Origin of the sequence: Phyllobacterium sp. TAF24 (assembly GCF_052113785.1) — a bacterium.
Classification (GTDB): Bacteria; Pseudomonadota; Alphaproteobacteria; order Rhizobiales; family Rhizobiaceae; genus Phyllobacterium.
In genome coordinates, this window is sequence record NZ_JBFRDN010000007.1 from 40,120 (window position 1) to 66,211 (window position 26,092).

The window sequence follows — 26,092 nt, forward strand, 5'->3', positions numbered from 1 at the left end:
GGGTTTGTTAACCATAACGGAGTGTAATGCCCGTCAAGAACTGAAGCTAAAAAATGACGAGCAAAGCGGCCATGAAGAAGGCAAAACATTCCCCCATCTTCAGCAATCAGAAAGAACCCCACACGGTCATCATCGCGCGGGGCGAAACTATTCGTCATTTTACCCTGCGGCCCTGGGCAGCCATTCTTGGCGGTACCCTCGCCTTCGCGCTGGCGGGAACCTATCTGATTGCCACGTCCTATCTGGTTTTCCGGGATGATCTGATCAACGGCAGCGTTGCCCGTCAGGCACGGTTGCAGCAGGCCTATGAGGACCGCATTGCCAATCTGCGCACCCAGCTTGATCAGGTCACCAGCCGCCAGATGCTCGACCAGCAGCTTATGGAAACCAAAGTATCCGAACTGATCCGCCGCCAGAAATCACTGGCTGAGCGGCATGACAAGCTCGCACCCATGCTGGAGCGCGCCGAACATGCGGGTGCTGCCATTCCACCGGTTGTGGAAGACAACGCGCCGATGGACAGCAACGGGCAGGACGTCGTGAAATCGCAGGATGACGAAGCGTTCTATGGCATCGATCCCATCATTACGGGACCAACGCCGGTCTCGCACAAGCCTGCACCACGCAGCGAAAAGCCGGTGAAAAGTGTCGACAAGGCGGAACTTCTGCTGAAATCAGTCAATACATCGCTCACGGACATCGAAGCCAAACAGATCGCGCAGATGCAGACGCTGTCCAATACAGCCTATGAAAATGCCGACAAGATCATGGAAGCCTTGGCAGCCACCGGCGTCAAACCGGTTTTCGATGAAAAGTCAGATGTGGGTGGCCCCTTCATTCCCGCCGGTAGTGTTGCTCCCTTTGATGCCAAGCTGAATGACCTCGATCAGGCGCTGGAACGGCTGGAAAGCGCCAAAAGCCTCGCCAAAACCATTCCCATTTCCAATCCGGTTCCGGGCATGCCCGTGTCCAGCACTTTTGGCGTGCGCAAGGACCCGATCATCGGCTCCATGGCGTTTCATTCCGGCATGGATTTCCGCGCCATATCAGGCTCGTCAGTACATGCAACAGCCAATGGTACAGTCACCGAGGCAGGTTATAATGGCGGTTATGGCAATATGGTCGAGATCGACCATGGAAACGGCCTGTCGACCCGCTATGGCCATATGAGCCAGATTCTCGTCAGCGTCGGCCAGAAGATCAGCATCGGCGATATTGTCGGCAAGGTCGGCAGCACGGGCCGCTCCACCGGCCCGCATTTGCACTATGAAGTACGCAGAAACGGCAGCGCCATCAATCCTGCCGGTTTTCTCACAATTGGCCGCGAGGTCGCTACGGCGCTTTAAGCCAATGGTCTAGATTTTTCCTTGTTTCTTCAGCACGTCCGCTGCATCAAACGCCCCACGCGCACCACCTTCATTTGCCCGGAACATAACAACCGTAACTCCAACATTGGCAGTTGGTGCATAAACCGGAGTTGCGAACCCCTGGCCCGCATAGGTGCCGTAAGCAGTGTTACCGTAAACATTTGCGCTTGCTGTGCCTGAACCATAGGTTTGGACACCAGCAAGTCTCTGTCCTTGTGAAGTCGAGGCTTGTTCCAGACGGAAGTGCGTATAGCCCCGCCTTAAAGTTGCTTCAGCTGCCTTCTTCATGGTCATGCTGGGAGCGCTGCCTACAAACAAAAGTCCACTCGCTTGTGTGTCCAACCTCACCATGTTCTGTGCCAATGGCATTTCACTCGTTGTGGCACAGGCAGTGACGAACAACGACATAAGACCGATTGCGATACGCTTCATATTCCCCCCAAATATTGATAGTCCACCCCGGACGCGGCGAACCTATCTAGAGAGACCCGTAGCTGCAATATCCAACTTATTTGTAATTTCGTAATATGAGCGAACTTACCCGGCGAAGTGTATCGCAATCACACACAAATATTAAAACGTGTTGGATAGTAAGCGTAAAAAAACCGGCAGGAAGATATCCTGCCGGTTTTCTGATTTGGCAATGTGCCAGAACTTTTAGGCGATATCCTGCACGTCCGCATCGGTGCCGTGCACGCGGTGTGCCAGCGCTGCTTCCATGAACATATCAACATCGCCGTCGAGCACGTCCTGCGGGCTGGTGCTTTCAACACCCGTCCGCAAATCCTTGACCAGCTGATAGGGCTGCAGGACGTAGGAGCGGATCTGGTGGCCCCAGCCAATATCGGTCTTGGATGCGGAGATGGCGTCGGCTGCCTGCTCGCGCTTTTCCAGTTCGGCTTCATAGAGACGCGCGCGCAACATGGACCACGCCGTGGCGCGGTTCTTGTGCTGGGAGCGTTCCGCCTGACACTGGACGACGATACCCGTGGCGATATGCGTGATACGCACGGCGGAGTCTGTCGTGTTGACGTGCTGCCCCCCGGCACCGGAAGCGCGGTAGGTATCAATGCGAACATCGGCTTCTGTCACCGCGATCTCGATATTGTCGTCGACAACCGGGTAAACCCAGATACTGGAAAACGATGTGTGCCGCCGCGCATTGGAGTCGTAAGGCGAAATGCGTACCAGACGATGCACGCCCGATTCTGTCTTCATCAGACCATAGGCATTGTGCCCCTTGATCAGGATGGTGGCGGACTTGATGCCGGCTTCTTCACCGTCATGGATTTCGAGCAGTTCGACCTTCATGCCCTTGCGATCGGCCCAGCGCGTGTACATGCGCAAAAGCATCGACGCCCAGTCCTGGCTCTCCGTGCCGCCAGCACCCGAATGCACTTCGACATAGGTGTCATTGGCATCGGCTTCACCGGACAGAAGTGTATCGATCTGGCGCCGGTCGACTTCCACCTTGATGGCGCGAATGGCCTCTTCCGCCTCGGCAACGATGGACTTGTCGCCCTCCTCATCACCCATGGCGATCAGCTCGATATTGTCTTCGAGCGACTGGCTGAGTGTGCGGATGGAGTTGATGCCGTCTTCCAGCTGCTGGCGCTCGCGCATGAGCTTCTGGGCTTCCTGCGCGTCATTCCACAGTGCGGGGTCTTCGGCAAGCTGGTTCAGATAGCCAAGGCGTTTGATTGACGTATCCCAGTCAAAGATGCCTCCTCAGCAGGCTTATGGCCTGCTTGATCTCATCGACCAGCGTCTCGATTTCAGCGCGCATTGGCTGTCCGTTCCTTCTGCATTTATCGTTGTTTTCGAATTGCGGCGGACCATATTCACTGGTCCGCGCGATGTAAAGTCTTGAAGCTTTACGAATTATCCGGGTTTGAGGCTGTTAGAAAAGCCCGCCGCCGCCGCCCTGAATGGCCCTGTTGACGTTCGGTGACTGCACCTCAACCGGCGCACCTTCCGAGAACGTACCCATGCCGATGACGGAGTAGCTGTCCGCAGGACCTGTGCCCGGCTTGAAGGCTTCCATGATCACATTGGGCTGGCCTTCGCTAGCGCGCATACCCGTCTTGCGATCGATAGCGACAACAGTCATGCCCTCGGGCACGCGAAAGTCAACCGAACGCTGGCCCTGCATGGCAGCTGCAAAGAAATCCTTGGCCACCGGCGCGGCAAGCCCGCCACCAGTGCCGCCATGGCCCATCGCCGTCGGTGTGTCATAGCCAAGATAAAGGCCAATCACCAGATCAGGCGTGAAGCCCATGAACCAGGCATCCTTTTCATCATTTGTCGTACCTGTTTTACCGGCGATAGGACGGTTCAGGCTTTTCAGGATCGTTGCCGTACCACGCTGGATAACGCCTTCCATCATCGATGTGATCTGATAGGCGGTCATCGGGTCAAGCACCTGATCACGGTCATCAACCAGTTCCGGCTCCGGCTGGTTCTTCCAGTCTTCCGCCGTACAGGTTTCGCACTTGCGCTCATCATGCTTGAAGATGGTCTTGCCGTAACGGTCCTGAATACGGTCGATGATCGATGGTGTGATCTTGCGACCGCCATTGGCGATGATCGAATAACCGGTCACCATGCGCATCACGGTCGTCTCGCCCGATCCGAGCGCCATGGCCAGAACCGGCAGCATCTTGTCATAAATGCCAAAACGTTCGGCATACTCAGCCACAAGCTTCATACCCATATCCTGCGCCAGACGCACGGTCATCAGGTTACGTGACTGTTCAATACCGTAGCGCAAGGTCGATGGTCCGGCAAAGTTGCCGCCGTAGTTCTTTGGCGCCCACACACCGAGGCTGCCGCCCTGATCAATGGAGATCGGACCGTCAAGCACCACGGATGCGGGTGTATAGCCATTATCAAGCGCCGCTGAATAGACGAATGGCTTGAAGGACGAGCCGGGCTGACGCATCGCCTGCGTTGCACGGTTGAATTCGGATTCGGCAAAGGAGAAGCCGCCAACCATCGCCAGAACACGGCCCGTATGCGGGTCCATGGCAACCATGGCGCCTTCAATCCCCGGCACCTGATGCAGATCGAAGGCCGTATCGCTGCCCTCTTTCTTCTGCACGAACACAACATCACCCGGCTTGAACACGCCTTCCAGCGATTTTACCGGCGTGCGCCTGCCATCCTTATAGAGGTTCATGGCCCATTTGATATCAGCCGCCGCAATCGTACCCTTCTTGCGCTCGGGTACCAGACCGTTTGCATCGTTACGCTCCGGCTGAAGACCAATCGTGGCCTCGGTGGGCGTCACTTCAAGAATGACCGCAAGCTGCCAGTCGGGAACATCGGAAAAAGGCTTGATTTCTGCCAGAGGAATACCCCAGTCGCCAATGGTCGAGATGGTCTTGTATGGGCCGCGATAGCCCTTGGCCTCATCATATTTGAACAGGCCATGCTGCAGGGCGGCACGCGCCTGCACCTGCATTTTCGGATCAAGCGTTGTGCGCACCGACAGACCGCCCTCATAAAGAGCGTTCTCGCCATATTTGCCGATAATCTGGCGGCGAACTTCTTCGGTGAAATATTCAGATGCGAAAAGATAATTGCCCGTATGGCGCGGCGTCACACCAAGCGGCTCAGCTTTTGCTGTCTTCGCCTCTTCGGCGGTGACATAGCCGTTTTCGGCCATACGATCGATCACCCAGTTGCGGCGTTCAATCGCCCGCTCGGTCTGGCGGAAGGGATGGTAATTGGATGGCCCCTTGGGAAGCGCGGCGAGATAGGCAGCTTCTGCAACGGTAAGTTCATTGACCGATTTGTTGAAATAGGTCAGCGCCGCGCCAGCAATACCATAGGAGTTCAGGCCAAAGAAAATTTCGTTCAGATAAAGCTCAAGGATGCGGTCCTTGGAATAGGCCTGCTCGATGCGGAAGGACAGGATGGCTTCCTTGACCTTGCGGCCCATCGTCTGATCGGAAGAAAGCAGGAAGTTCTTGGCGACCTGCTGGGTAATTGTCGATGCACCAACCGGACGGCGTGAGCCCCAGTTCTGAATATTGACGATGACAGCACGCGCAAGGCCACTGATATCAACACCGGGGTGCTGGTAGAAATTCTTGTCTTCCGCTGAAATAAAGGCAGCTTTCACACGATCAGGAATGGCCTGAATAGGCAGATAAAGCCGGCGCTGCCGTGCGAATTCTGCCATCAGCGCGCCATCAGACGCGTGAATGCGCGTCATGACAGGCGGCTCATACTTGGCCAGAACTTCGTAGTCAGGCAGGTCTTTCGATACATTGACCACATAAAGCGCCGCGCCGCCTGCCGCCAGAAGCGCCATGACGGTGCCGATTCCGAAAAAATATCCGATCAAGCGTATCATTTGTATCCGGAACCCGTTTCATCCATTGGCATGTCGATAATCGATGCACGATCTTTATCAATGCAGATTGCACCCCGGGAAACCGTTCCCCGGCACTTCAAACCGGAATACACAACGCCCGGCAAACTCAGTGACGCAATTGAGCGACAAATGTGACAAAGGCAAGGACAACCCGGTTCTGCGCACAATTTAAATACCAATTGTGGAGTTTCGGCAACGCACGCGTGAATATACTAAACGTTACAACTCAACCGGCGGTCGGAAACTGTCAGTTCAGTGCGCCTGCTGTCTTTTTTCCGGAAAATTCACCAACGGCAGTGGCAAGGCGCTCGGCCACGTGGCTGCGCCATGCGGGGTCCTGCATCAGTTTTGCATCTTCTTCATTGGACAGGTAGCCGATTTCCACCAGCACCGAAGGCACATCCGGCGCACGCAGCACCTGGAACCCGGCAAAGCGATGCGGATTGTTGATCATGTTCACATCGCCCTTCAGCGCACGCACCACGCCTTTGGCAAAGCTCAAGGAGAATGTGTGCGTCTCGCGCCGTGTGAGGTCCATCAGAATATCGGCGATCTCAGGCGTCTCATTATCAAAGGTGACACCCGCCACCGCATCCGCCTTGTTTTCGCGGTCGGCCATGGCGCGCGATGCCGCGTCGGAAGCCTTGTCGGAAACCGTATAGACAGTCGCGCCGCGAATGCTGCGCTGGTTGATCGTATCGGCATGAACGGAGATAAACAGATCGGCTTCGTACTGGCGGGCAATCCGCACCCGTTCGGTCAGGCGCAGGAATTCATCGCTGTCCCGCGTCATTTCGATCCGCAGGCCGGGAATCTTGCGCAACTGGTCGCGCAATTCCCGCGCAAACATCAGCGTAACGTCCTTTTCCATGATACCGCCGGTGCTTTCCGCACCACTATCGATACCGCCATGCCCCGCATCCACCACAACGGTGAAGGGTTTAGGCGTTTTGCTGACCTCATTGGGCGCAGCGCTTGCAAGACGATCACCCTTCGGCGCCATCTGCGTGGAAGCGGTTGTTGCATTCTGGTTTTTGATGGCTTCGGCAAACTCGCGGTCAGAAGACGCCACAAGGTCGGCCACAAGGCGATAACCGGGGCTGTTATCATTCTTCAGAACATCGACCCGCTCGACACTGAATGGGCCTTTCACCGTAAAAATAAGCCGCGAACGGGCATCATCAATCATGCCATAGCGCACGTCATCAATAAGACCGCGCGGCTCAAGCGACTTCTTGTCAAAGGCAAACACGGCTTTGGGCAGGTCAATCACCAGACGGTGCGGCTGATCCAGCATTAAAGTGGATACTTCGGGTTCACGATCGAAATTGATGACAACACGGGTCCGCAACTCGTCGCCTGCAGCCTGATAGGTCAAGGCGGCAAGTTCATTGGCGGCACTGGCTTTCTCGCTCGCCTGCACAAATGCAAGCAAACCCAAAAAGACAGTAACAAATACCCGGCAGATCACATTCATTTCATTGCAGATCGACGTCGGCACGCGCCGGACATCATCCCCTCTGGTGCTATTTCGTATCAGACGGAGCACGATTGTTACATCGCTTTAGCCACATTATATGTGAATGATAGGTAACGCGTCGTGGTTAATTTAGTCTTATTAACTGACTTGTCCCGCCATCTTGGCCGCCACTTCTGTGCCACCCTGATGACACGATTATGAAGAAGGCCTTGTCATAACGCGACACACCTCCTAAAAGCAAAGGTGGGTTACTTCCTGCCCTCCGGAATCAGGCTCCTTCGTGTCACGGCAAATGACCTGCTGACACTGAAGACAGAGACATGGAGCAGCAAGGGCGAATTTCGCTGTAGGTAACCGGAAAAGAATTTGGCGTGAGCAGACAGAAAATGTCGGCCAGCGCTTTTTGTGAACGGCAGATAGCGCAGACAAGGCGCGTCGAGCCAGCCCTTTCGGGGGTGTTAAAGTGTCGGCACTGCTTCAAGGCGTGCCATTCGTGAGGTCGTTTCGTCAGGAACAGAGATGTTTGATACAGACGTGACTATAATCGGCTTGAAAGCCGCGGGTGCTGAAACGCAACCCCGCGTGATGCCGTGTCTGTCTGTTTCTGCGAACCTTAATATATCCGGCAAATGTGAAAACGCGGCTCCGGCACCCCTACGGGCGTCCCGGTTGCACCGCGTTTTGAGCGTTTCAGCCGGGGAGAAGAATTATAATGTCGGACAAAATGCTAATCGACGCCTCCCACCAGGAGGAAACGCGCGTTGTCGTGGTTCGCGGCAACCGAATTGAAGAATTTGACTTTGAGTCGGAACACAAGAAACAGATCAAAGGCAATATCTATCTGGCGCGTGTCACACGTGTAGAACCATCGCTTCAGGCAGCATTCGTTGAATATGGCGGCAATCGCCATGGCTTTCTTGCGTTCAGCGAAATCCACCCTGATTATTACCAGATCCCTGTTGCAGACCGTCAGGCGCTGATCGAGGCGGAAGCCGAGGCAGCCAGCCAGGACGAAGACCATGAGGAAGCTGCCGGCGAGCAGCGCAGCCGTGATCGCAATGATCGCGGCCAGCGCAATCGCCGGGGCCGCAGCCGTCGTGGCACCCGTCAGGGCGACGATGCGGTCAAGCTCGATGCCGCAGACGAAGAGAACGCATCCGCTGACGAAGCCGGTGACGCGCACGAATCGTCGGAACAAGGCGGATCGGACGAAAACCCCTCTTCCGAAGACAATGGCGGCCAGACTCTGGCTGCTGCCATAGACGCTGATGTCATTTCCGAAGCCATCATTGTTGAGACGGACGAAGCTACCGACGCTGAAGAAAAGGCTGACGAGAGCGATAATCACACGCGCAAATCCAAGCGCCGTTCGCAGGACGACAAGGAAGAGCCGCATGACGAGCTTGACGAAGTCGATTCCATCGGTGCCGAAGATGCCATGGAAGAAGTTCCGACGCATCAGCGCTTCCAGCGCCGCCAGTACAACATTCAGGACGTTATCAAGCGCCGCCAGATTCTGCTGGTGCAGGTCGTCAAGGAAGAACGCGGCAACAAGGGCGCGGCCCTGACCACTTACCTGTCACTTGCCGGTCGCTATTCAGTCCTGATGCCAAACACTGCCCGTGGCGGTGGCATCTCGCGCAAGATCACCAGCATTCAGGACCGCAAGCGCCTGAAAGACATCGTCAAGGATCTCGAAGTGCCCAAGGGCATGGGCGTGATCCTGCGCACCGCCGGTGCCATGCGCACCAAGCCCGAGGTCAAGCGCGACTACGAATATCTGATGCGCCTGTGGGAAAATGTCCGCAGCCTTACCCTTGCCTCCAGTGCGCCGACCCTCGTCTATGAGGAAGGCAGCCTGATCAAGCGCTCAATCCGCGATCTTTATAATAAAGACATCACGGAAATCCTCGTTGCCGGTGAAAACGGTTACCGCGAGGCAAAAGACTTCATGCGCATGCTCATGCCGAGCCATGCCAAGGTGGTGCAGCCCTATCGCGAGTTAACGCCGATCTTTGCGCGCAATGGTATCGAGGCACAGCTCGACCGCATGTTGCAGCCGCAGGTCACGCTGAAATCCGGTGGCTATATTATCATCAACCAGACCGAAGCGCTGGTGGCGATCGACGTTAACTCCGGGCGCTCGACACGCGAACACTCGATTGAAGACACCGCATTACAGACGAATCTTGAAGCGGCGGATGAAGTTGCGCGGCAATTGCGTCTGCGCGATCTCGCCGGTCTGATCGTTGTCGACTTCATCGACATGGAAGAAAACCGCAACAACCGTGCGGTGGAAAAGCGGATGAAGGATTGTCTGAAAGACGATCGCGCCCGCATTCAGGTTGGTCGTATCTCGCATTTCGGCCTGCTCGAAATGTCGCGCCAGCGCATTCGTGCCAGTGTTCTGGAAAGCACGACACAGGTCTGCGCGCATTGCGGCGGTACCGGTCATGTGCGTTCCGCCTCGTCGATTGCGCTGCATGTCATGCGCTCGATTGAGGAATATCTGCTGCGTCATTCGCAGAACAACATCATCGTTCGCACCACTGTGGCCACGGCGCTTTATGTTCTCAACCACAAGCGCCAGAACCTTGCCGATCTCGAAACCCGTTTCGGTCTGACAATCAGCATTGAGGCGGATGATAGCGTTGGCGCCCAGCATTTCGCCATCGACAAGGGCTCCATTGCGCTTGGTCCAATTGTTCCGCTGACGGAAACGCCAGCACTCGGCATTATTGATGATTTTGACGAGACCGATCCGGTCATCGAAGAAATCGATGATGAAGCCGAAAGCGAAGCGCAGGCCGGCGAAACCGCTCGCACTGGCGACAATGACGAATCGTCCCGCAAGCGTCGGCGCAAGCGTCGTCGGCGTGGCGGTCGTGATCGTCAGGACGTCGCTGCCGGTGAACCCGGCCAGGCTGTACGCAGTGACACCGATAGTGACGATGCGGATGTTCCTGCCGTTGAAGGCGAGGATGCCGCCGCTGCCAAGGCACGCGAAGAAGAGAACGAACGCCGCAAGAAGCGCCGCCGGGGCCGTCGTGGTGGTCGCAAAAATCGCCGTCCGGAGGATGGCGATGATCATCAAATCGCCGCCAAGTCCGTGCCTGATGCAGAACCTGTTTTCGTAAGCATTCCGCTGCCGGATTTCAGCAAGCCTGCCACGGTTGAAACCAAGGCAACGGCTGTCGAAGAGGCTGTTTTCGTCGAAAGCACAATCGTTGAGGTTGTTGCGGATGCGGAAGAAGCGCCAGCAAAACCAAAGCGCGCCCCTCGCAAGCCGCGCGCCAAGGCTGGAGCCGAACCCGCTGAAACTGTAGCGGAAGTTGTATCTGTCGAGGCTGAAGCACCGGCAAAGCCAAAACGCGCCCCTCGCAAGTCGGCCAAGAAGGCTGTTGTCGAGGAAACCGTTGCGGAGGTAGTTGCAGTGGAAGCACCGGCAAGCGCGCCGGTTGAGGTTGAACCTGCACCGGAACCCGTTGCTGCGCCAAAGCCTGAGCCAAAAGTGGAAAATGCTGCGCCGGTCGTCACCTCCAGCTCCACCAAGGACAAGAAAGACGGTGAAGCGTCGCCGAAACGCGGCTGGTGGCAGAAGAAGGGTTTCTTCTGAGCCTGAAAAACGCGTGGATAACTGAGTTGAAGAACCGGCATCATTGCCGGTTCTTCTTTATCAAGACTCCCTGTATCCTCTGCGGAAGCCGCAGATTTGCCTGATTAATCTGCATTTTCACAATTAAGGGAACGCGATTTGCTTCTCTTTCAATAAGAGACTGACTTCGATACGAATAAGCCATGATGACAGTTCGACAGATCATTTCACGTCAATCGTTTACTGCCATGGCGCGCAGCGCAGGTGCTGCACTGGTCGCGGGAGCTATCAGTCTCGTTCAGACTGACATTGCCGCCGCACAATCCAACGTGCCCATTGTCCGCGACGCGGAAATCGAAGCGCTTGTAACTGACTATGCCACCCCGATCATCAATGCAGCGGGTCTTGGCAAGCACGCTATTCGCATCGTTCTGGTCAACAACAACAGTTTCAATGCATTTGTCGATGGCCGCCGCATCTTCATCAATACGGGTGCTCTTCTTCAGGCGGAAACGCCCAATGAAATCATCGGCGTTCTGGCCCATGAAACCGGGCATCTGGCCGGTGGCCACCAGTTCCAGTTGCGTGAGCAATTGGCACGCGCCAAGACGATGGCCGTTGTCGCAGGGCTGCTTGGCCTTGGCGCCGCCGTTGCTGGTGCTGCAACCAAGCAAGGCAGTGTGGCGCAGGCGGGTGCCGGTGTTGCCATGGGTGGCACGGAAGTCGCCATGCGCAGCCTCCTCAGCTATCAACGTACGGAAGAGATGGCGGCAGACCGGTCCGCGATCACTTACCTCGCCAATACCGGGCAATCAGCCAAGGGCATGCTGGTAACGTTTGAACGCTTCTCGAACGCCCTGTCATTGACGGGCACGCGCACAGACCCCTATCGCATCAGCCATCCTCTGCCGCGCGAGCGCATCGCCAATCTGGAAACGCTCGCCCGCGCCAGCCCCTATTTCGACAAGGCTGATAGTCCTGCCCTGCAGCAGCGTCACGACCTGATGCGCGGCAAGATCGCGGCCTATACCGGTGGCGGTGCCAGCGTACTGCAAAGCTTCCGCAAAGACCCCAACAACATAGGTGCGCGCTACGGCAACGCCATTGCAACCTATCTCAACGGGTCGTCGCAGGAAGCGCTCGGGAAAATCGACGCGCTGATCCGCGAACAACCCAAAAACCCATATTTTCACGAAATGCGCGGCGAAATTCTGCTCAAACAGAGCAAGGTGACGGAAGCGGCAGAGGCCTATAAAAAGGCCGGAGCCCTCGATCCACGCAAATCAAGCCTTATCCGGATGAGCTATGGCCGGGCGCTTATGCTCAGCGGCAAGCCTGCCAATCTGAAAGCGTCGATCAAGGAAATTCAGGCCGGTATCGACCGTGACCGCGAATTCCCCGATGGATACGGTTATCTTGCCCAAGCCTATGGCCAGCTCGGCGATGGCCCGCGTTCGGACCTCGCTTCAGCAGAACAAAAATACTACTCCGGCAAGATTCAGGAAGCGCAAATTTTTGCCATACGGGCCCAGAGAGCCCTTCCCAACGGATCACCAGACTGGGTTCGCGCCCAGGATATCATCAATTCCAAGCGCAAATCAGAAGACTGAAGCTGCTTTGCCGACATCGATACAAACAAGGACATGACAATATGAAAAAAGTCGCTCTGGTAGGTGCATCCGCAGGCCTCGCCGCCCTCGTTGCGCTCGGTTTCAGCCAACAGGCTGTTCTGGCCCAGACCAGCACCGCTGCCACGTCGCAGCCTGCCATGTCTTCAAACGTCAATCGCGCTGAAATCGAAGCGATCATCAAGGATTACCTGATCAAGAATCCGGAAGTGCTGCTCGAAGCACAGGCGGCTCTCACTGCCAAGCAGGAAGCGACACAGCAGCAGGCGCAGGGACAGATCATCAGCCAGAACAGCGACAAGCTTTTCAATTCGCCCGCCGATGCAGTCTTCGGTAATCCCAAGGGTGATGTCACGGTGGTTGAGTTCTTCGATTACAATTGCGGCTATTGCAAACGCGCCCTGCCCGACATGGATGCGCTGCTGAAGAGCGACACGAAACTGCGCTTCGTGATGAAGGAGTTCCCGATCCTCGGCGCCGATTCCACCCGCGCGCACATCGTGGCGAAAGCCTTCAAGGCGCTGATGCCTGAAAAATATCTGGAATTCCACCGCGACCTGCTTGGCCGTGATGGCCGCGCGACGGAGGATTCCGCCATGCAGATCGCCATCAAGCTTGGCGGCAACGAAAAACAGATCCGCGAAAAGATGAAGTCACCTGAAATCGCTCAGGCATTTCAGCAGAACTATGACCTAGCCAACAGCCTGAACATCAACGGCACGCCGTCCTATATCATCGGTAACGAAGTGGTTCCCGGCGCTCTTGGTGTGGATGCTCTGGCTGAAAAAATCAGCCATATTCGCAACAAATAGCGCTGTTCATATGCCAATGATTGCAAAAACCCGTTGTGGACAAGCAATCAAGTGACTTTGCAGGCTTTTCGCTTGCCGATAAGCCGTTTATATGGGACCCGTCATCGGGTCCCGAAACCCGTCAATATGTCCGGTATGGTATGAAACAGCTGATCTTTGTCCTCAATGGCCCGAACCTGAACATGCTGGGAAAGCGTGAGCCGGGAATCTATGGCGCTTCCACATTGAGCGATATTGAGGCTCTCTGCCGCACTGAGGGTGAAAAACTCGGCGTTGAGATCGAGTTTCGCCAATCCAATCAAGAGGGTGATCTGGTCACCTGGATTCAGGAGGCAGGCGAGAAAAAAGCCGCTGTCCTGATCAATCCAGCCGCCTATACACATACATCAATCGCATTGCATGACGCCATCCGCGCGGCCGCGGTCACGCTGGTGGAAGTTCATCTGTCCAATATTCACGCGCGCGAGTCATTTCGCCATCACTCCTACGTTTCCCCTTTGGCCAAAGGGGTGATATGTGGCTTTGGGGTGGACGGCTATGTGATGGGCCTGCGCGCACTCGTCAAAGCAGCGGCACCGCAATAACAAGGGCTGCCGAACAGAAATAAGGGGCTTGAAAAAGCATGGCTAGCAGAAACACCGGGATCGACAAGGTTATGATCCGCGATCTCGCAGAAATTCTGAACGAGACGGATCTCACCGATATCGAGATCGAACAGGGCGACCTGCGTATCCGCGTATCGCGCCAGATCACAATGCAGGCAGCACCGCAGGCAGTCTATGCACAGGCTCCAGCCGCCGCAGCACCGATTGCCGCCGCAGCACCCATTGAGGCAGCCAAGCCCGCTGGCGATCCATCGAAGAACGCTGTTCCTTCGCCCATGGTCGGTACAGCCTACCTTTCCCCTGCACCGGGTGCCCGCGCCTTCATCGAGGTTGGCACCAAGGTCAAGGAAGGCCAGACGCTGATGATCATCGAAGCGATGAAGACGATGAACCAGATTCCATCGCCTCGCGCCGGTACCGTTACGGCTATTCTCATTGAGGACAGCCAGCCGGTTGAATATGGCGAATTGCTAGTTGTGATCGAATAAATCGAGAGCGTGATGTTTCAGAAAATTCTCATAGCCAACCGCGGCGAAATTGCCCTGCGCGTCCTGCGCGCCTGCAAGGAGCTGGGCATTCAGACTGTCGCGGTTCATTCGACCGCCGACGCCGACGCCATGCATGTACGTCTTGCGGATGAAAGCGTCTGCATTGGACCGCCCCCTTCGCGCGATAGCTATCTGAATATTCACCAGATCGTTGCCGCCTGCGAAATCACCGGTGCCGATGCCATCCACCCCGGCTACGGCTTCCTSTCSGAGAACGCCAAGTTCGCGGAAATCCTTGAAGCGCACAACATCACCTTCATTGGCCCCACCGCCGCGCATATCCGCATCATGGGTGACAAGATCGAAGCCAAGCGCACCGCAAAGCGTCTGGGCATTCCTGTTGTTCCCGGCTCCGATGGCGGAGTGACCGATGACAAGGAAGCCGCACGCGTTGCTGCCGAAATCGGCTATCCCGTTATCATCAAGGCTTCAGCTGGCGGTGGTGGACGCGGCATGAAGGTTGCGCTCAGCGAGGACGAACTGTCCATCGCACTGTCGACAGCCCGCACCGAAGCCGGTGCAGCCTTTGGCGACGATGCTGTTTACATCGAAAAATACCTGCAGAAGCCACGCCATATCGAAGTTCAGGTCATGGGCGACGGCATGGGCAAGGCTGTGCATCTGGGCGAACGCGACTGCTCGCTGCAGCGCCGCCACCAGAAGGTATGGGAAGAAGCCAACTCACCCGCCCTCAATGCGGACGCGCGTGAGCGCATCGGCATGATCTGCGCCAATGCCATGGCCGATATGGGCTATCGCGGTGCGGGCACCATCGAGTTCCTCTACGAGAATGGCGAGTTCTATTTCATCGAGATGAACACCCGTCTTCAGGTGGAGCATCCGGTCACCGAAGCCATTACCGGCATCGATCTCGTACACGAACAGATTCGCGTTGCCTCGGGCGGCGGTCTTTCCGTGACGCAGGATGATATCCGCTTCCATGGTCATGCCATTGAATGCCGTATCAATGCGGAAGATCCTCGGACTTTCGCACCTTCACCTGGCAAGATCACCCATTATCACACGCCCGGCGGGCTCGGCATCCGTGTCGATTCCGGCGTTTACACCGGCTACAAGATTCCGCCTTACTATGACAGCCTCATCGGCAAGCTGATCGTGCATGGCCGCAATCGCGTGGAATGCCTGATGCGTCTGCGCCGTGCGCTGGACGAATTCGTGGTGGATGGCATCAAGACCACGCTGCCGCTGTTTCAGGACCTGATCAACAATCCTGATATCGCCAACGGTGATTACGATATTCATTGGCTGGAAAAATATCTGGCTGGCGATACGAAAACTGCCGAAGATGAGGCATGACGGGTAAAGACCCGGCAGAAAGCTTCCAAATAGACCCCGAGTTGTTGCTGCGCGCCTATGCAACCGGGGTCTTTCCCATGGCCGAAGAGGCCGACGATCCGGAAATTTTCTGGGTCCGTCCGGAAAAGCGCGGCATTATTCCCTTTGAAAATTTTCACGTCTCGCACAGTCTGCGCAAGACCATTCGTCAGGGCCGTTTCGATATCCGTTTCGATACGGACTTTGAGGGCGTTATTGACGGTTGTGCCAGCGGCAGCGGTGAACGGGCCCGTACATGGATCAACCAGCCGATCCGGGAAGCCTATGGCAAGCTGTTCGAGTTTGGTCACTGCCACACGGTTGAAGCATGGCAGGAGAACAGGCTCGTCGGCGGCCTTTATGGCATTTCGCTGGGATCGGCATTTTTCGGCGAAAGCATGTTTTCGCGTGAGCGTGATGCGTCGAAAGTCTGCCTCGTTCATCTCGTTAGTCATTTGATTGAAAAGGGTTTTACCCTGCTCGATACCCAGTTCACCACCACCCATCTGGAAAGTTTTGGCGCCATTGAAGTGCCCCGGCGTCAGTATCAAAAAATGCTCGACAATGCGCTGGCAGAGTCAGCAGAGTTCTGATMCGTCATAGTCTTCGTAAGAATATGAAGTATTGTCCTTTTTGTAGAAACTGCCGGAGAGCAGAGCGACGAAAGATATTTTTACGAGCAGTGTCGGGTTGGTGGTTTTCCAAACGTCCTTGAGCTGGAAGCCCCAACACAGGAGAGGAAAGCTGTTATGAAAATCAATGCTTATCTGAATTTTGACGGACAATGCGAAGAAGCATTCAAGTTCTACGAAAAGGTTCTGAACGGCCAGATCCAATATATCGCCCGTTTCGGCGATATGCCCGAAGGTGCAGGGATGCCCGGAGCGGAAAATCAGGTCATGCATGTGCACATGACCGTCGGGAACGCCGAGTTGATGGGCTCCGATGCACCGCCGCCCTATTTCGAAAAAGCGCAGGGTATGCACGTTGCGCTGCATCCAGACAGTGCCGAAGAAGCTGAGCGCATCTTTGCCGGTCTCAGCGACGGCGCCCGCGTGACAGCACCCATTGGCGAGACATCATGGGCCATACGGTTCGGCATGCTGGTGGATCGCTACGGTACACCCTGGATCATCAACTTCGCCAAGCCGATGTAAGTTTACACAAACAAGTTGATCCCGGTGCGGGTGTGCCGGGGTCACGGTTTTATCCCGATTACATAATCTATGGTTCGTGGTTCGTGGTTCGTGGTTCGACATAACAACCAGGTGATACAACGCAAATCGCAAAGGATGCAGAACATCGCCAATGTTGCAGAACCTGGTTCCTAAACCCACCTCTCTCCGTCATCCTCGGGCTTGACCCGAGGACCCATAGTTCAAAAGCGCGGAACATCCGGAATCATCTAATCTCCTTAGCCATGGGTCCTCGGGTCAAGCCCGAGGATGACGGAGAGAGGTGGGTGGGCTGTAGGCAGTCAGGTTCTGCAACATTGGCGATGTTCTGCAATCTCTGCGATTAGCGTTGCATCACCTCTCTCCCTCATGGTTGTTATGTCGAACCACGAACCACGCAACTACAGGAAATAAGTAGAATATGTCAGCTCTTGGCTGGAGCCGGAACATCCGAAGACTGTTTGCAGCCTTTTAGCCAGACATCATACACAGGGTGCTCAACGGCGTTGAGACCGGGGCTATCGGCAAACATCCAGCCGGAGAAAATCTTGCGGATCTTGCGATCAAGCGTGATTTCATCCACTTCAACAAACGTATCCGTCTTCGGCGTTTCCGTATCCGGACGCGTGTAGCAGACGCGTGGGGTCAGTTGCAGCGCACCGAACTGAACCGTTTCATCGATATAAACGTCAAACGATGTGATTCGACCGGTGATCTTGTCGAGCCCGGAGAAAACGGCGATGGGATTGGAAATCTTGTCGTCGGCGGCAAAGGCCGGAACACACAGGCTTGCGGCAAGCACACCCGTCGCCAAAAGGCGTAATTTGCTGCGGAATGGAAAGGACAAGTGGGAACGGATCATTTCAATTCCGGCTGTGTTCAGGCTGACGGGACGGTCTCATACCAACCCGTCGATAATCACCAATTGTGGCAGAAGAAAATCCGCTCAGGATCCCGGTGTCCACGCGTCGTAGTCACCCGTAACTGTCGGGCGGTTATCACCATGGGCAATGGAGCCCTTCGGACGATAGGCGGCGGCAGAACCGGTCAGATTGGGCTGATGCGCCTTTTCCCACGCATGCGGCTTGTAATCTTCACGCGATGGCGCTGTTTCAGCGCGATGATGAATCCAGCCGTGCCAGCCAGCGGGAATGGCCGAGGCTTCCGCATAACCCTTGTAGATCACCCAGCGGCGCGTGCGGCCTTCGGAGTCCTGCGTGCCTTCATAATAGACATTGCCGAACTCGTCCTCACCGACTTTCGTACCCTTGCGCCATGTAAAGACGCGCGTACCGATCGTCTGACTGTTCCACCAGGTGAAAAACTGTAAAAGGAAGGTCTTCATAGCAATCCTGCTTCGAACTCTCTCGTTCAACTCTTCGGGTTATGGCCGTATCGTCAGGCGATAGCAAGGGTCAAGTTGCCGCTGGCCCTGCATCAACAACCATTTTGAAACCGGCATGGCTCTTCTTGAAGCCAAGCCTTTCATAGAAGCGGTGCGCGTCAACGCGCTTTGCATTTGACATCAGCTGGATCAGCCCCACGCCCTGTTCCTTGCCCAGCGCAATACAATGGTTGATCAGCTTGCCACCCACGCCCTGCCCGCGCATATCGCTGCGGGTCTGCACTGCACCAATGGTCATGTTGGTCGTGCCAATGCTCGGCAAGGTTGTGGTGAATGTCACCTGCGCTGTGGCAACCACTTCACCATCCAGAACACCAACAATCAGCTGATCGCAGTTGCTGGCCTCGATCTGGTCGAAGGCACGTTCATAGCGCGGGAAAGCTTCAGGATCGGTCGTATCGCCATGGCCGCCAAGCAAATCTTCAGCAAAGATCGCAATCAAAGCGGATAAATCCGCACGCTCGGCGCGGCGAAAAACCAATGTCACGGTGCAAGCTCATATCCGGACAGGGATTTTTCCATGACCAGCACGGAAATACCGGAATTGGCCTCGCCCCAATTGTCTGTCCGTGCGCCGGTCAAATCGAATCCACGGCTTTCATAAAAGCGCCGAGCCTTTTGATTTGATTCGATAACTTCAAGCTGCAACATGAACACGCCGGGGAAAGCGCTTTCGGTTTCCGCAAGAAGCAGCGACCCAACGCCGTTGCTCTGCTTTTCCGGATGCACATAGAGCTGGTTGAGCAGCGCCAGCTTGTGATCCTTTTGCGAGGCATAGGCCATGCCAAAAAGATCAGCCCCGTCATCGGCAAGAATGAACTCCGAATAGGGTTTCGCCAGCTGCTTTTTCAATGCATCCAGCGAGTGGTAGCGATTGGTAACCGCATTGACCTTTTCGACGCCATAAACATCGTCGTAAGTCGCATGCCAGGTCTCTACGAGCAAATCACGGACTGCTGCCAGATCGTCCTTCGTCGCGCTTCGAATCCACATATTTTAATCGACAATCCCGAGTTTTGCCTTGACCAGATCGCTGACAGCCTGCGGATTTGCCTTGCCACCAGTAGACTTCATCACCTGCCCGACAAACCAGCCAGCCATGGTTGGTTTTGCCTTTGCCTGCTCGACCTTATCAGGATTCGCGGCAATGACATCATCCACGGCTTTTTCAATGGCGCCGGTGTCAGTCACCTGCTTCATGCCGCGCTCTTCAACCAGTTTGCGCGGATCGCCGCCTTCGTTCCAGACAAGCTCGAACAGGTCCTTGGCGATCTTGCCTGAGATCGTGCCTTCCTTGATCAGGTCGATAATGCCGCCGAGCTGATCCGCCGATACGGGAGATTCTTCAATCCCCTTGCCCGCCTTGTTCAGCGCGCCGAGCAGATCGTTGATCACCCAGTTTGCCGCAAGCTTGCCATCGCGCCCTGCAGCCACCGTTTCGAAATAATCGGCAATCGCCTTTTCCGTCACAAGAATAGACGCGTCATAGACCGAAAGGCCAAGCATTGACACAAGGCGCGCTTTCTTGTCATCGGGCAGCTCAGGCAAATCGGCGCGCAGTTCGTCCACATAGGACTGCTCGAATTCCAGCGGCAGGAGGTCTGGATCGGGGAAATAGCGATAGTCATGCGCCTCTTCCTTGGTGCGCATGGAGCGTGTTTCACCCTTTACGGGGTCAAACAGCCGTGTTTCCTGATCGATTGATCCACCATCTTCCAGAATGGCAATCTGGCGGCGCGCTTCGTAGTCAATGGCCTGACCGGCAAAGCGGATGGAGTTGACGTTTTTGATTTCGCAGCGTGTGCCGAATTCGCCGCCCGGCTTGCGCACGGAGACGTTGACGTCAGCGCGCATCGAGCCTTCATCCATGTTGCCATCACAGGTGCCGAGATAACGCACGATGGTGCGCATCTTGGTCAGGTACGCCTTGGCTTCATCGGCCGAACGCATATCCGGCTTCGAGACGATTTCCATCAGCGCCACGCCTGAGCGATTGAGGTCCACATAGGACATGGTCGGATTCTGGTCGTGCAGCGACTTGCCGGCATCCTGTTCCAGATGCAGGCGCTCAATACCGATCTCTACATCTTCGAACTGGCCCTTATTGTCAGGACCAACGGAAATCAGCATGGTGCCTTCGCCAACAATCGGCTGTTTGAACTGGGAAATCTGATAGCCCTGCGGCAGGTCAGGATAAAAATAGTTCTTCCGGTCGAACACGGATTTCAGGTTGATCTGTGCCTTCAAACCAAGACCGGTCCGAATCGCCTGACGCACGCACCATTCATTGATGACAGGCAACATGCCCGGCATGGCCGCATCAACAAGCGAGACGTTCTCATTGGGCTCAGCACCAAAGGTCGTCGAAGCACCGGAGAAGAGTTTCGAATTGGACGTGATCTGCGCATGGACTTCCATGCCGATGACGATTTCCCAGTCGCCTGTGGCACCGGAAACAAAACGCTTGGGTTCGGGTGTGCGGGTATCAACGAGAGTCATGCTGGACTGCAATTCCTGGCTAAATTTATCTGTCTATTGGCTAATCGAAACAGCCCCGTGAGGCAAGTGTTTCTGGACCAGCAAGCATCACGTTTGAGGAAATGCCGCGCTTCGACCTGTTTTTCCGGGCCTATGGTGATACCGTTGATTCCCGGGAGCGGTGATCGGGAGAGGATCGCCTGACATATATTCGGAGGACATCCATGCAAAATATCTACGGTCTCGCCATCCCTGAAACCCTTGCTGAAACCGTAAGCCCCGAAACAACGGCGCTTGTTGTCTACGATATGCAGGTGGGAATATTGCACCAGATGAAGGATGGCGCTGCCATACTGGACAAGGTGCTGCAAACGCTCGAAATCGCCCGCTCCGCTGGCATCCGTATCTTCTTCATGCGCCATATGTCCCTGCCGAAGAAAATGGCCGGTGTGTTTCAATACAAGCAAATGATGGCCTGGCAGCGCAAAGTTTCAGCCGAAGAGGTCGAACCATGGTTCCTGCGTGACAGCCCCGGCTTTGCGCTTGCCCCGGAACTGGCGGTGCGCGAGGATGAGGCCATTCTCGACAAGATCACCTTCTCAGCCTTTGAAGGCACACCGCTCGCCATTGCCCTGCGCGATTGCGGCCTCAAAAGCTTTATCATCTGCGGTATCGCCACGGAAATCGGCATCGACCCGACGGTGCGCCATGGCGCTGATCTCGGCTTTATTCCGGTTATTCTCACAGATGCCTGTGGCGGCGGTCATGCGGATGCGGCGGATCGGTCGATGGCCAACATGGCCTATATGGGCGACTCCATCCTGTGCACCGTCGATGAACTGGCAGCCGCGCTTAATCCACGTTAGTTCGTCGCCCGCCCCGACTGGAAAAACGATGCAACCGCAAAGCGCGTTCGCATCGGACGCAAACAGGCCAATCAAAGGCGGTGCGAACTTAACGGTCCCAATGCCGGGCTGTTAGCTTGATGCAGGAAAGCACTGTCGCAACGGAGGCACTGAAATGGCACACCGCAGATGGCTCGTTCCAGCACTGGCAATTCTGGGCCTCTTAACATTGCCCGAAGCAGCAAGTGCCGCCTGTTCCAGCATTGACACCGGCAAATGCACGATCGAACTGAAGACGGGCATTCGGATGGCCTATGTTGAGACCGGTCCTTCAGATGGAAAAGCCGTCATCCTGCTGCACGGGCTGACCGACACAGCGCGCTCCTGGTCTGCCACTATGGCAAGCCTTCACAAGCTTGATCCCTCCCTGCGCATTCTTGCGGTTGATCAACGCGGCCACGGCTCAACCTCGATGCCAGCAGGCGCAGAATGCCCCAAAGACCCGAAATCCTGTTTTGCGCCTAAACTCTTCGCCGAGGATCTCGCGGCCTTCATGGAAAGCCTGAAGATTCCAAAAGCAACGATAGCTGGTCATTCCATGGGATCAATCGTATCGCAGGAAATGGCACTTGATTATCCTGACAAGGTTGAGCGTGTGATCCTCGTTGCCACCAGCAACAAGACCAAAGACAATTCCGTTGTCCGGGATTATGTGCTCAATGAACCGGTGCTTGGCAGTTGGAAAAAAGCACTCGATGCCAAGGGGATTACCAGCCCCGAAGCGATCTGGAATGCAACGCCGCGCGATGCGGACCCCAAGGCGGAGGAATGGATTGCCAAAAACTGGGATGTTGATCCAGTGGCGGACCCATCACTGGTCAAGGCAATTGTCCCGGAAACGTCCCATGTAAAAATGGGAACGTGGATTGGCGCGACGAGCGCTCTGCTTGACTTTGACAACACCGCACGCCTCGCCAACCTCAAGACACCTATTCTTGTTTTGTGGGGATCGCAGGACAGTATTTTTTATCACGAACCCGACCAGATCGGCATCATCGACGCATTACGCAAGGCAGCATCCGCAAACGGTATCGTGGCAGTCTGGAAGCAATATGGTGTCGACCCCCTGCCAGCATCCGGTGCGCAGGAAACCGATATCGGCCATAATGTGCAATGGGATGCACCCGATCAGATCGCCACCGATATTCTGAGCTTCATCAAAACGGGCAAACCAACACCGGACCTCACGCGTGCCGTCATCACTTCGGCAGGCACGACAATCAAGACCGAACCCGGCAAAGCGACCATCATAACTTTGCCTTAAGCTGTCAACATCTCCCGCAGCACCATGCGCTTGAAACCGTCGACCAGTGCAGCGCCTTCCGTAGGGTCAACGGAAATTGCGAGATGCATCGTCGCTTGGCCCAAATGCATGATCAGGAAGCTTGAGTTTTCCAGAAAAGCCCTGTCCGCAACCGGATTGACGCGGGCGCGCGCGTCGGCCAGCACAGCACCGTTCAGGCGGCTATCAAGCAGATCGATATCGCGCAGCGCCTTATCCGCCTGTGTGCCCGACCAGATGTCGCGCATGACGGGTTCGGCAAGAAACAGCGCATAATAAATATCAATCAACTCCGCAAAAGACGCCTGTAAGCCATTCATATCATGAACATTTTTCAGCGTATCAGCAATGCATTCGCGCCCTAGTGCATTGTACCGATCGGCAAGGGTGCGGATGATTGATCCCTTGTCCGGAAAATACTGATAGAGCGACCCGATCGATATCCCCGCTTTCTCAGCCACGTCGCTCATGCGCATGGCATCGCTGCCATTGTCGGCGATCAGCGTCGAGGCGCAGGACAGAATGCGCTCCACCCGCTCCTTGCTGCGGCGCTGGGTCGGTTCCTTGCGCATGGCGGCATCTCTGTCGCCGCTCTCAGGCACGATGGGTGCAATCTCATTCATTTGCAGGTCTCCGCGCAGTAACAAATTCAGCTTGACTCGCAGAATATGAGGATTTATCACTTATTGCAAATGTGAGGATTCCTCATATTAATTGAAGGGAGATGAAAATGACCAACAGCAGCACTTCTTCAACAAAACCAATCCTGATCATCGGTGGAACCGGAAAAACTGGCCGCCGCGTTGCCGAACGCCTGACGGCACAGGGCGTGCCTGTCCGCATCGGTTCACGCAGCGGCACCCCGTCCTTTGACTGGGAAGACCGCAACACCTGGCTTCCGGCGCTTGATGGCGTGAGAGCCGCCTACATCACCTATTACCCCGATATTGCCATTCCCGGCGCGACGGAAACAGTTGAAGCACTCACCCGTCTTGCTGTTGAGAATGGCGTCAAGCGGCTGGTGCTGCTGTCAGGTCGCGGCGAACATGAAGCCCAGCGTGCCGAAAAGGCTTTTCAGGCATCAGGCGCCGACTGGACTATCGTTAGAGCCAGCTGGTTTGCCCAAAATTTCAGCGAGAACGTCATGCTGGCCTCCATTCTTGCCGGCGAACTTGCCCTGCCTGTCGGCGCCGTAGGAGAACCTTTTATCGACGCCAATGATATCGCCGATGTTGTCGTGGCTGCGCTCACCGATGACAGGCATATCGGCCAACTCTATGAAGTGACCGGCCCGCGTCTCTTGACTTTTGCCGACGCGGTGGCCGAAATCGCCAGCGCCACCAAACGCGATATTCGCTATGTGACGATAACGCCGGAACAGTTCTCGCAAGGGTTGGCGCAGGAACAGCTTCCGCCTGAAATCGTCGGGCTGTTGAACGACCTCTTCACGCAGGTGCTCGATGGCCGCAATGAATATCTGTCCGACGGTGTGCAGCGAGCATTGGGCCGCGCTCCGCGCGACTTCTCAGACTACGTTCAGGAAACAGCAGCAACCGGCGTCTGGTCCGGTATAGTGGAGGGACAGTAACATGTGGCTACCTATTCTCACCCTTTTGGCCGCCTTGGGAAGCGGCCTGATGGCAGGTTTGTTCTTCGCCTTTTCAAGCTTCATCATGACGGCATTCGCCAAGCTTCCGCCCGAACAGGGCATCGCCGCCATGAATTCGATCAATGTGACGATCCTCAACTTCTCGTTCACGCTGGCTTTCTTCGGCACAGCAGCGATCTGCGTGGTGCTTGGTGTTGTCAGCGTTCTACGCTGGAGCGACGCCGGGTCTCTGGCTCTGCTTGCAGGCAGCGTGCTCTTTCTCGTCGGCACGATCATCGTTACAATGGTTTTCAACGTACCGCTCAATGACGCATTGGCGGCGGTTGCTCCCACAAGTACCGAGGGCGCAAGCGTCTGGGCAAATTATCTGAAGGATTGGCTTCCCTGGAATCATGTGCGGACGGTTGCAAACTTCGCCGCCCTCGCCGCCTTCATCTTCGCCTTCGCCCAGCAGTCGCAGGCGTAAAACTACCCGATGACACGAAGCGCGCGTGCAGCGCGCTTCAAAGCCTGCGGCGGCTGACCATAAAGCCTTAAAAACGCGCGCCGCATGCGTTCGGGATCAACGAACCCCACGGACACCGCAATGCTCTCAATGGGTTCACTACTCGATTCAATCCGCCCTCGTGCCGCTTCCGCCCGCAAACGCTCCACCGCCTTTGCCGGAGTCTCTCCCGTTTCAGCCCGAAATGCCCGGCCAAACTGACGCGGACTGAGACAGGCAGCCTCTGCCAGCCGTTCCACCGGCAATGCCTCATGCAAATGCTCACGGGCAAAGCTCAAAGCGCGCCGCACCCGGTCGCTATCGGGCGCCAGTTCCAGCATGGCGGAAAATTGCGACTGGCCACCCGGACGGCGATGATAGACCACCAGCTCCTGCGCCACCGCCCGCGCTGCATCACCACCAAGATCATCCTCAATCAGCGCCAGTGCCAGATCAATTCCTGCGGTGATACCAGCCGATGTCCAGACCGAACCATCCTTCACGTAGATTTTGTCGCCATCAACCGCGATATCGGGAAAGCGCTTTTGCAGATCCGCCGCGCGCCGCCAATGGGTTGTTGCCCGCCTGCCGTCAAGCAGACCCGCAGCCGCAAGCAGAAAGGCACCGGTGCACACACTGGCAACCCGCCGCGAACGCAGCGCCATATCCCGTACCAATGCGGGAAGTGTTTCCGTTTGTGATCCCGTGCGCGCGCCTCTACCGCCTGCAATCATCAGTGTATCGAAAGTCTGATCCCCGGCCCGCTTGGTCATGACTTCAAGTGCTGCGGTGCTCGCTACAAGCCCGCCATCCGCCGAGATCACGTGCAACCGATATTCCGGCCCTGCAATCTGAAAAGCCGACAATGGCCCCGTCAGGTCGAGAATCTGAAACTCGGGGAAAATGAAAAATCCGATATTGCGGGTCATGGCTGAAAATGAGGGTTCTATGTCATTTAAGACTCGATCATGCCGCTCTATTCTGATGCTGTCAACTCATGCAG

The 26,092-nt window shown here is 55.9% G+C and carries 24 protein-coding genes; 13 read left to right on the forward strand and 11 right to left on the reverse strand.

What is annotated here, in order from left to right; all coding sequences use genetic code 11:
• Positions 1-53 precede the first annotated feature (53 nt).
• Positions 54-1,346: a M23 family metallopeptidase gene (locus AB4Y96_RS08290; protein ID WP_441916600.1), complete on the forward strand. Its 1,293-nt coding sequence runs from the start codon at positions 54-56 to the stop codon at positions 1,344-1,346.
• A 9-nt stretch (positions 1,347-1,355) separates the two neighbouring features.
• Here the strand turns inward: AB4Y96_RS08290 and AB4Y96_RS08295 are convergent, their stop codons facing one another.
• From AB4Y96_RS08295 to AB4Y96_RS08310, 4 genes are all read right to left on the reverse strand, one after another.
• Entirely contained in the window at positions 1,356-1,799 is a 444-nt protein-coding gene (locus AB4Y96_RS08295) for a hypothetical protein (RefSeq protein ID WP_441916602.1), read from the reverse strand.
• A 225-nt stretch (positions 1,800-2,024) separates the two neighbouring features.
• Positions 2,025-3,153, reverse strand: a protein-coding gene (gene prfB / locus AB4Y96_RS08300) for a peptide chain release factor 2 (protein ID WP_441916604.1) whose coding sequence is annotated in 2 segments (ribosomal slippage) — positions 2,025-3,083 and positions 3,085-3,153 — 1,128 coding nt in all. Because the reading frame shifts where the segments join, the coding sequence is not laid out codon by codon here.
• A 114-nt stretch (positions 3,154-3,267) separates the two neighbouring features.
• Complete coding sequence (locus tag AB4Y96_RS08305) at positions 3,268-5,727, reverse strand: penicillin-binding protein 1A (protein WP_441916606.1); 2,460 nt, start codon at positions 5,725-5,727, stop codon at positions 3,268-3,270.
• 268 nt (positions 5,728-5,995) lie between these two features.
• On the reverse strand, positions 5,996-7,225 hold the full coding sequence (locus AB4Y96_RS08310) for an N-acetylmuramoyl-L-alanine amidase (RefSeq protein ID WP_441916740.1): 1,230 nt from the start codon (positions 7,223-7,225) through the stop codon (positions 5,996-5,998).
• A gap of 715 nt (positions 7,226-7,940) precedes the next feature.
• Here AB4Y96_RS08310 and AB4Y96_RS08315 point away from each other — a divergent pair.
• From AB4Y96_RS08315 to AB4Y96_RS08350, 8 genes are all read left to right on the forward strand, one after another.
• The gene (locus AB4Y96_RS08315) at positions 7,941-10,844 is read left to right on the forward strand and encodes an Rne/Rng family ribonuclease (protein WP_441916607.1); all 2,904 of its coding nucleotides are present in this window, start codon (positions 7,941-7,943) and stop codon (positions 10,842-10,844) included.
• Positions 10,845-11,029: 185 nt separating this feature from the next.
• Positions 11,030-12,433, forward strand: coding sequence for a M48 family metalloprotease (locus AB4Y96_RS08320; protein WP_441916742.1), 1,404 nt, complete (start codon positions 11,030-11,032; stop codon positions 12,431-12,433).
• Between the two features lie 41 nt (positions 12,434-12,474).
• Complete coding sequence (locus AB4Y96_RS08325) at positions 12,475-13,263, forward strand: DsbA family protein (RefSeq protein WP_091877102.1); 789 nt, start codon at positions 12,475-12,477, stop codon at positions 13,261-13,263.
• A gap of 140 nt (positions 13,264-13,403) precedes the next feature.
• Complete coding sequence (aroQ, locus tag AB4Y96_RS08330; RefSeq protein ID WP_091878367.1) at positions 13,404-13,847, forward strand: type II 3-dehydroquinate dehydratase; 444 nt, start codon at positions 13,404-13,406, stop codon at positions 13,845-13,847.
• A gap of 38 nt (positions 13,848-13,885) precedes the next feature.
• Positions 13,886-14,356 (forward strand): acetyl-CoA carboxylase biotin carboxyl carrier protein, encoded by a 471-nt coding sequence (gene accB / locus AB4Y96_RS08335; protein WP_441916609.1) that lies wholly within the window; start codon positions 13,886-13,888, stop codon positions 14,354-14,356.
• Positions 14,357-14,368: 12 nt separating this feature from the next.
• Positions 14,369-15,733: an acetyl-CoA carboxylase biotin carboxylase subunit gene (accC, locus tag AB4Y96_RS08340; protein WP_441916611.1), complete on the forward strand. Its 1,365-nt coding sequence runs from the start codon at positions 14,369-14,371 to the stop codon at positions 15,731-15,733.
• A complete protein-coding gene (gene aat, locus AB4Y96_RS08345) occupies positions 15,730-16,344 on the forward strand; it encodes a leucyl/phenylalanyl-tRNA--protein transferase (RefSeq protein ID WP_091877108.1) in 615 nt (204 codons plus the stop codon). Before accC ends, aat begins: the two co-directional genes overlap by 4 nt.
• A 156-nt stretch (positions 16,345-16,500) precedes the next feature.
• Positions 16,501-16,908, forward strand: a complete 408-nt coding sequence (locus AB4Y96_RS08350) for a VOC family protein (protein WP_091877110.1) — start codon at positions 16,501-16,503, stop codon at positions 16,906-16,908.
• A 442-nt stretch (positions 16,909-17,350) separates the two neighbouring features.
• Here AB4Y96_RS08350 and AB4Y96_RS08355 read toward each other — a convergent pair whose 3' ends face one another.
• The 5 genes from AB4Y96_RS08355 to gatB form a co-directional block, all read right to left on the reverse strand.
• The gene (locus AB4Y96_RS08355) at positions 17,351-17,788 is read right to left on the reverse strand and encodes a DUF2155 domain-containing protein (protein WP_244518093.1); all 438 of its coding nucleotides are present in this window, start codon (positions 17,786-17,788) and stop codon (positions 17,351-17,353) included.
• Positions 17,789-17,872: 84 nt separating this feature from the next.
• A complete protein-coding gene (locus AB4Y96_RS08360; protein ID WP_091877114.1) occupies positions 17,873-18,271 on the reverse strand; it encodes an NADH:ubiquinone oxidoreductase subunit NDUFA12 in 399 nt (132 codons plus the stop codon).
• Between the two features lie 70 nt (positions 18,272-18,341).
• The gene (locus AB4Y96_RS08365; RefSeq protein ID WP_441916613.1) at positions 18,342-18,818 is read right to left on the reverse strand and encodes a GNAT family N-acetyltransferase; all 477 of its coding nucleotides are present in this window, start codon (positions 18,816-18,818) and stop codon (positions 18,342-18,344) included.
• The gene (locus AB4Y96_RS08370; protein WP_091877118.1) at positions 18,815-19,324 is read right to left on the reverse strand and encodes a GNAT family N-acetyltransferase; all 510 of its coding nucleotides are present in this window, start codon (positions 19,322-19,324) and stop codon (positions 18,815-18,817) included. The genes AB4Y96_RS08365 and AB4Y96_RS08370 overlap by 4 nt, the downstream gene beginning before the upstream one ends.
• A gap of 3 nt (positions 19,325-19,327) precedes the next feature.
• On the reverse strand, positions 19,328-20,830 hold the full coding sequence (gene gatB, locus AB4Y96_RS08375) for an Asp-tRNA(Asn)/Glu-tRNA(Gln) amidotransferase subunit GatB (protein WP_091877120.1): 1,503 nt from the start codon (positions 20,828-20,830) through the stop codon (positions 19,328-19,330).
• A gap of 203 nt (positions 20,831-21,033) precedes the next feature.
• Here gatB and AB4Y96_RS08380 point away from each other — a divergent pair, with 203 nt between their 5' ends.
• Positions 21,034-21,675, forward strand: a complete 642-nt coding sequence (locus tag AB4Y96_RS08380) for a cysteine hydrolase family protein (RefSeq protein WP_441916616.1) — start codon at positions 21,034-21,036, stop codon at positions 21,673-21,675.
• Positions 21,676-21,829: 154 nt separating this feature from the next.
• A complete protein-coding gene (locus AB4Y96_RS08385; protein ID WP_441916617.1) occupies positions 21,830-22,978 on the forward strand; it encodes an alpha/beta fold hydrolase in 1,149 nt (382 codons plus the stop codon).
• Here the strand turns inward: AB4Y96_RS08385 and AB4Y96_RS08390 are convergent.
• Positions 22,975-23,619: a TetR family transcriptional regulator gene (locus tag AB4Y96_RS08390; RefSeq protein WP_441916619.1), complete on the reverse strand. Its 645-nt coding sequence runs from the start codon at positions 23,617-23,619 to the stop codon at positions 22,975-22,977. The genes AB4Y96_RS08385 and AB4Y96_RS08390 overlap by 4 nt on opposite strands.
• 107 nt (positions 23,620-23,726) lie before the next feature.
• On the opposite strand from AB4Y96_RS08390, the gene AB4Y96_RS08395 reads away from it, so the two are divergent.
• Both AB4Y96_RS08395 and AB4Y96_RS08400 read left to right on the forward strand, forming a co-directional pair.
• On the forward strand, positions 23,727-24,584 hold the full coding sequence (locus AB4Y96_RS08395) for an NAD(P)H-binding protein (protein WP_441916621.1): 858 nt from the start codon (positions 23,727-23,729) through the stop codon (positions 24,582-24,584).
• A 1-nt stretch (position 24,585) separates the two neighbouring features.
• Positions 24,586-25,071, forward strand: a complete 486-nt coding sequence (locus AB4Y96_RS08400; protein WP_441916622.1) for an anthrone oxygenase family protein — start codon at positions 24,586-24,588, stop codon at positions 25,069-25,071.
• 2 nt (positions 25,072-25,073) lie between these two features.
• Here AB4Y96_RS08400 and AB4Y96_RS08405 read toward each other — a convergent pair whose 3' ends face one another.
• Complete coding sequence (locus AB4Y96_RS08405; protein WP_441916623.1) at positions 25,074-26,018, reverse strand: GlxA family transcriptional regulator; 945 nt, start codon at positions 26,016-26,018, stop codon at positions 25,074-25,076.
• Positions 26,019-26,092: the final 74 nt, after the last annotated feature.

Bases quoted from the DNA above. Each gene is read 5' to 3' on its own strand.
- AB4Y96_RS08290 (WP_441916600.1), top strand. From the start codon at position 54: ATGACGAGCAAAGCGGCCATGAAGAAGGCAAAACATTCCCCCATCTTC.
- AB4Y96_RS08295 (WP_441916602.1), bottom strand. From the start codon at position 1,799: ATGAAGCGTATCGCAATCGGTCTTATGTCGTTGTTCGTCACTGCCTGT.
- AB4Y96_RS08305 (WP_441916606.1), bottom strand. From the start codon at position 5,727: ATGATACGCTTGATCGGATATTTTTTCGGAATCGGCACCGTCATGGCG.
- AB4Y96_RS08310 (WP_441916740.1), bottom strand. From the start codon at position 7,225: ATGAATGTGATCTGCCGGGTATTTGTTACTGTCTTTTTGGGTTTGCTT.
- AB4Y96_RS08315 (WP_441916607.1), top strand. From the start codon at position 7,941: ATGTCGGACAAAATGCTAATCGACGCCTCCCACCAGGAGGAAACGCGC.
- AB4Y96_RS08320 (WP_441916742.1), top strand. From the start codon at position 11,030: ATGACAGTTCGACAGATCATTTCACGTCAATCGTTTACTGCCATGGCG.
- AB4Y96_RS08325 (WP_091877102.1), top strand. From the start codon at position 12,475: ATGAAAAAAGTCGCTCTGGTAGGTGCATCCGCAGGCCTCGCCGCCCTC.
- aroQ (WP_091878367.1), top strand. From the start codon at position 13,404: ATGAAACAGCTGATCTTTGTCCTCAATGGCCCGAACCTGAACATGCTG.
- accB (WP_441916609.1), top strand. From the start codon at position 13,886: ATGGCTAGCAGAAACACCGGGATCGACAAGGTTATGATCCGCGATCTC.
- aat (WP_091877108.1), top strand. From the start codon at position 15,730: ATGACGGGTAAAGACCCGGCAGAAAGCTTCCAAATAGACCCCGAGTTG.
- AB4Y96_RS08350 (WP_091877110.1), top strand. From the start codon at position 16,501: ATGAAAATCAATGCTTATCTGAATTTTGACGGACAATGCGAAGAAGCA.
- AB4Y96_RS08355 (WP_244518093.1), bottom strand. From the start codon at position 17,788: ATGATCCGTTCCCACTTGTCCTTTCCATTCCGCAGCAAATTACGCCTT.
- AB4Y96_RS08360 (WP_091877114.1), bottom strand. From the start codon at position 18,271: ATGAAGACCTTCCTTTTACAGTTTTTCACCTGGTGGAACAGTCAGACG.
- AB4Y96_RS08370 (WP_091877118.1), bottom strand. From the start codon at position 19,324: ATGTGGATTCGAAGCGCGACGAAGGACGATCTGGCAGCAGTCCGTGAT.
- gatB (WP_091877120.1), bottom strand. From the start codon at position 20,830: ATGACTCTCGTTGATACCCGCACACCCGAACCCAAGCGTTTTGTTTCC.
- AB4Y96_RS08380 (WP_441916616.1), top strand. From the start codon at position 21,034: ATGCAAAATATCTACGGTCTCGCCATCCCTGAAACCCTTGCTGAAACC.
- AB4Y96_RS08385 (WP_441916617.1), top strand. From the start codon at position 21,830: ATGGCACACCGCAGATGGCTCGTTCCAGCACTGGCAATTCTGGGCCTC.
- AB4Y96_RS08390 (WP_441916619.1), bottom strand. From the start codon at position 23,619: ATGAATGAGATTGCACCCATCGTGCCTGAGAGCGGCGACAGAGATGCC.
- AB4Y96_RS08395 (WP_441916621.1), top strand. From the start codon at position 23,727: ATGACCAACAGCAGCACTTCTTCAACAAAACCAATCCTGATCATCGGT.
- AB4Y96_RS08400 (WP_441916622.1), top strand. From the start codon at position 24,586: ATGTGGCTACCTATTCTCACCCTTTTGGCCGCCTTGGGAAGCGGCCTG.
- AB4Y96_RS08405 (WP_441916623.1), bottom strand. From the start codon at position 26,018: ATGACCCGCAATATCGGATTTTTCATTTTCCCCGAGTTTCAGATTCTC.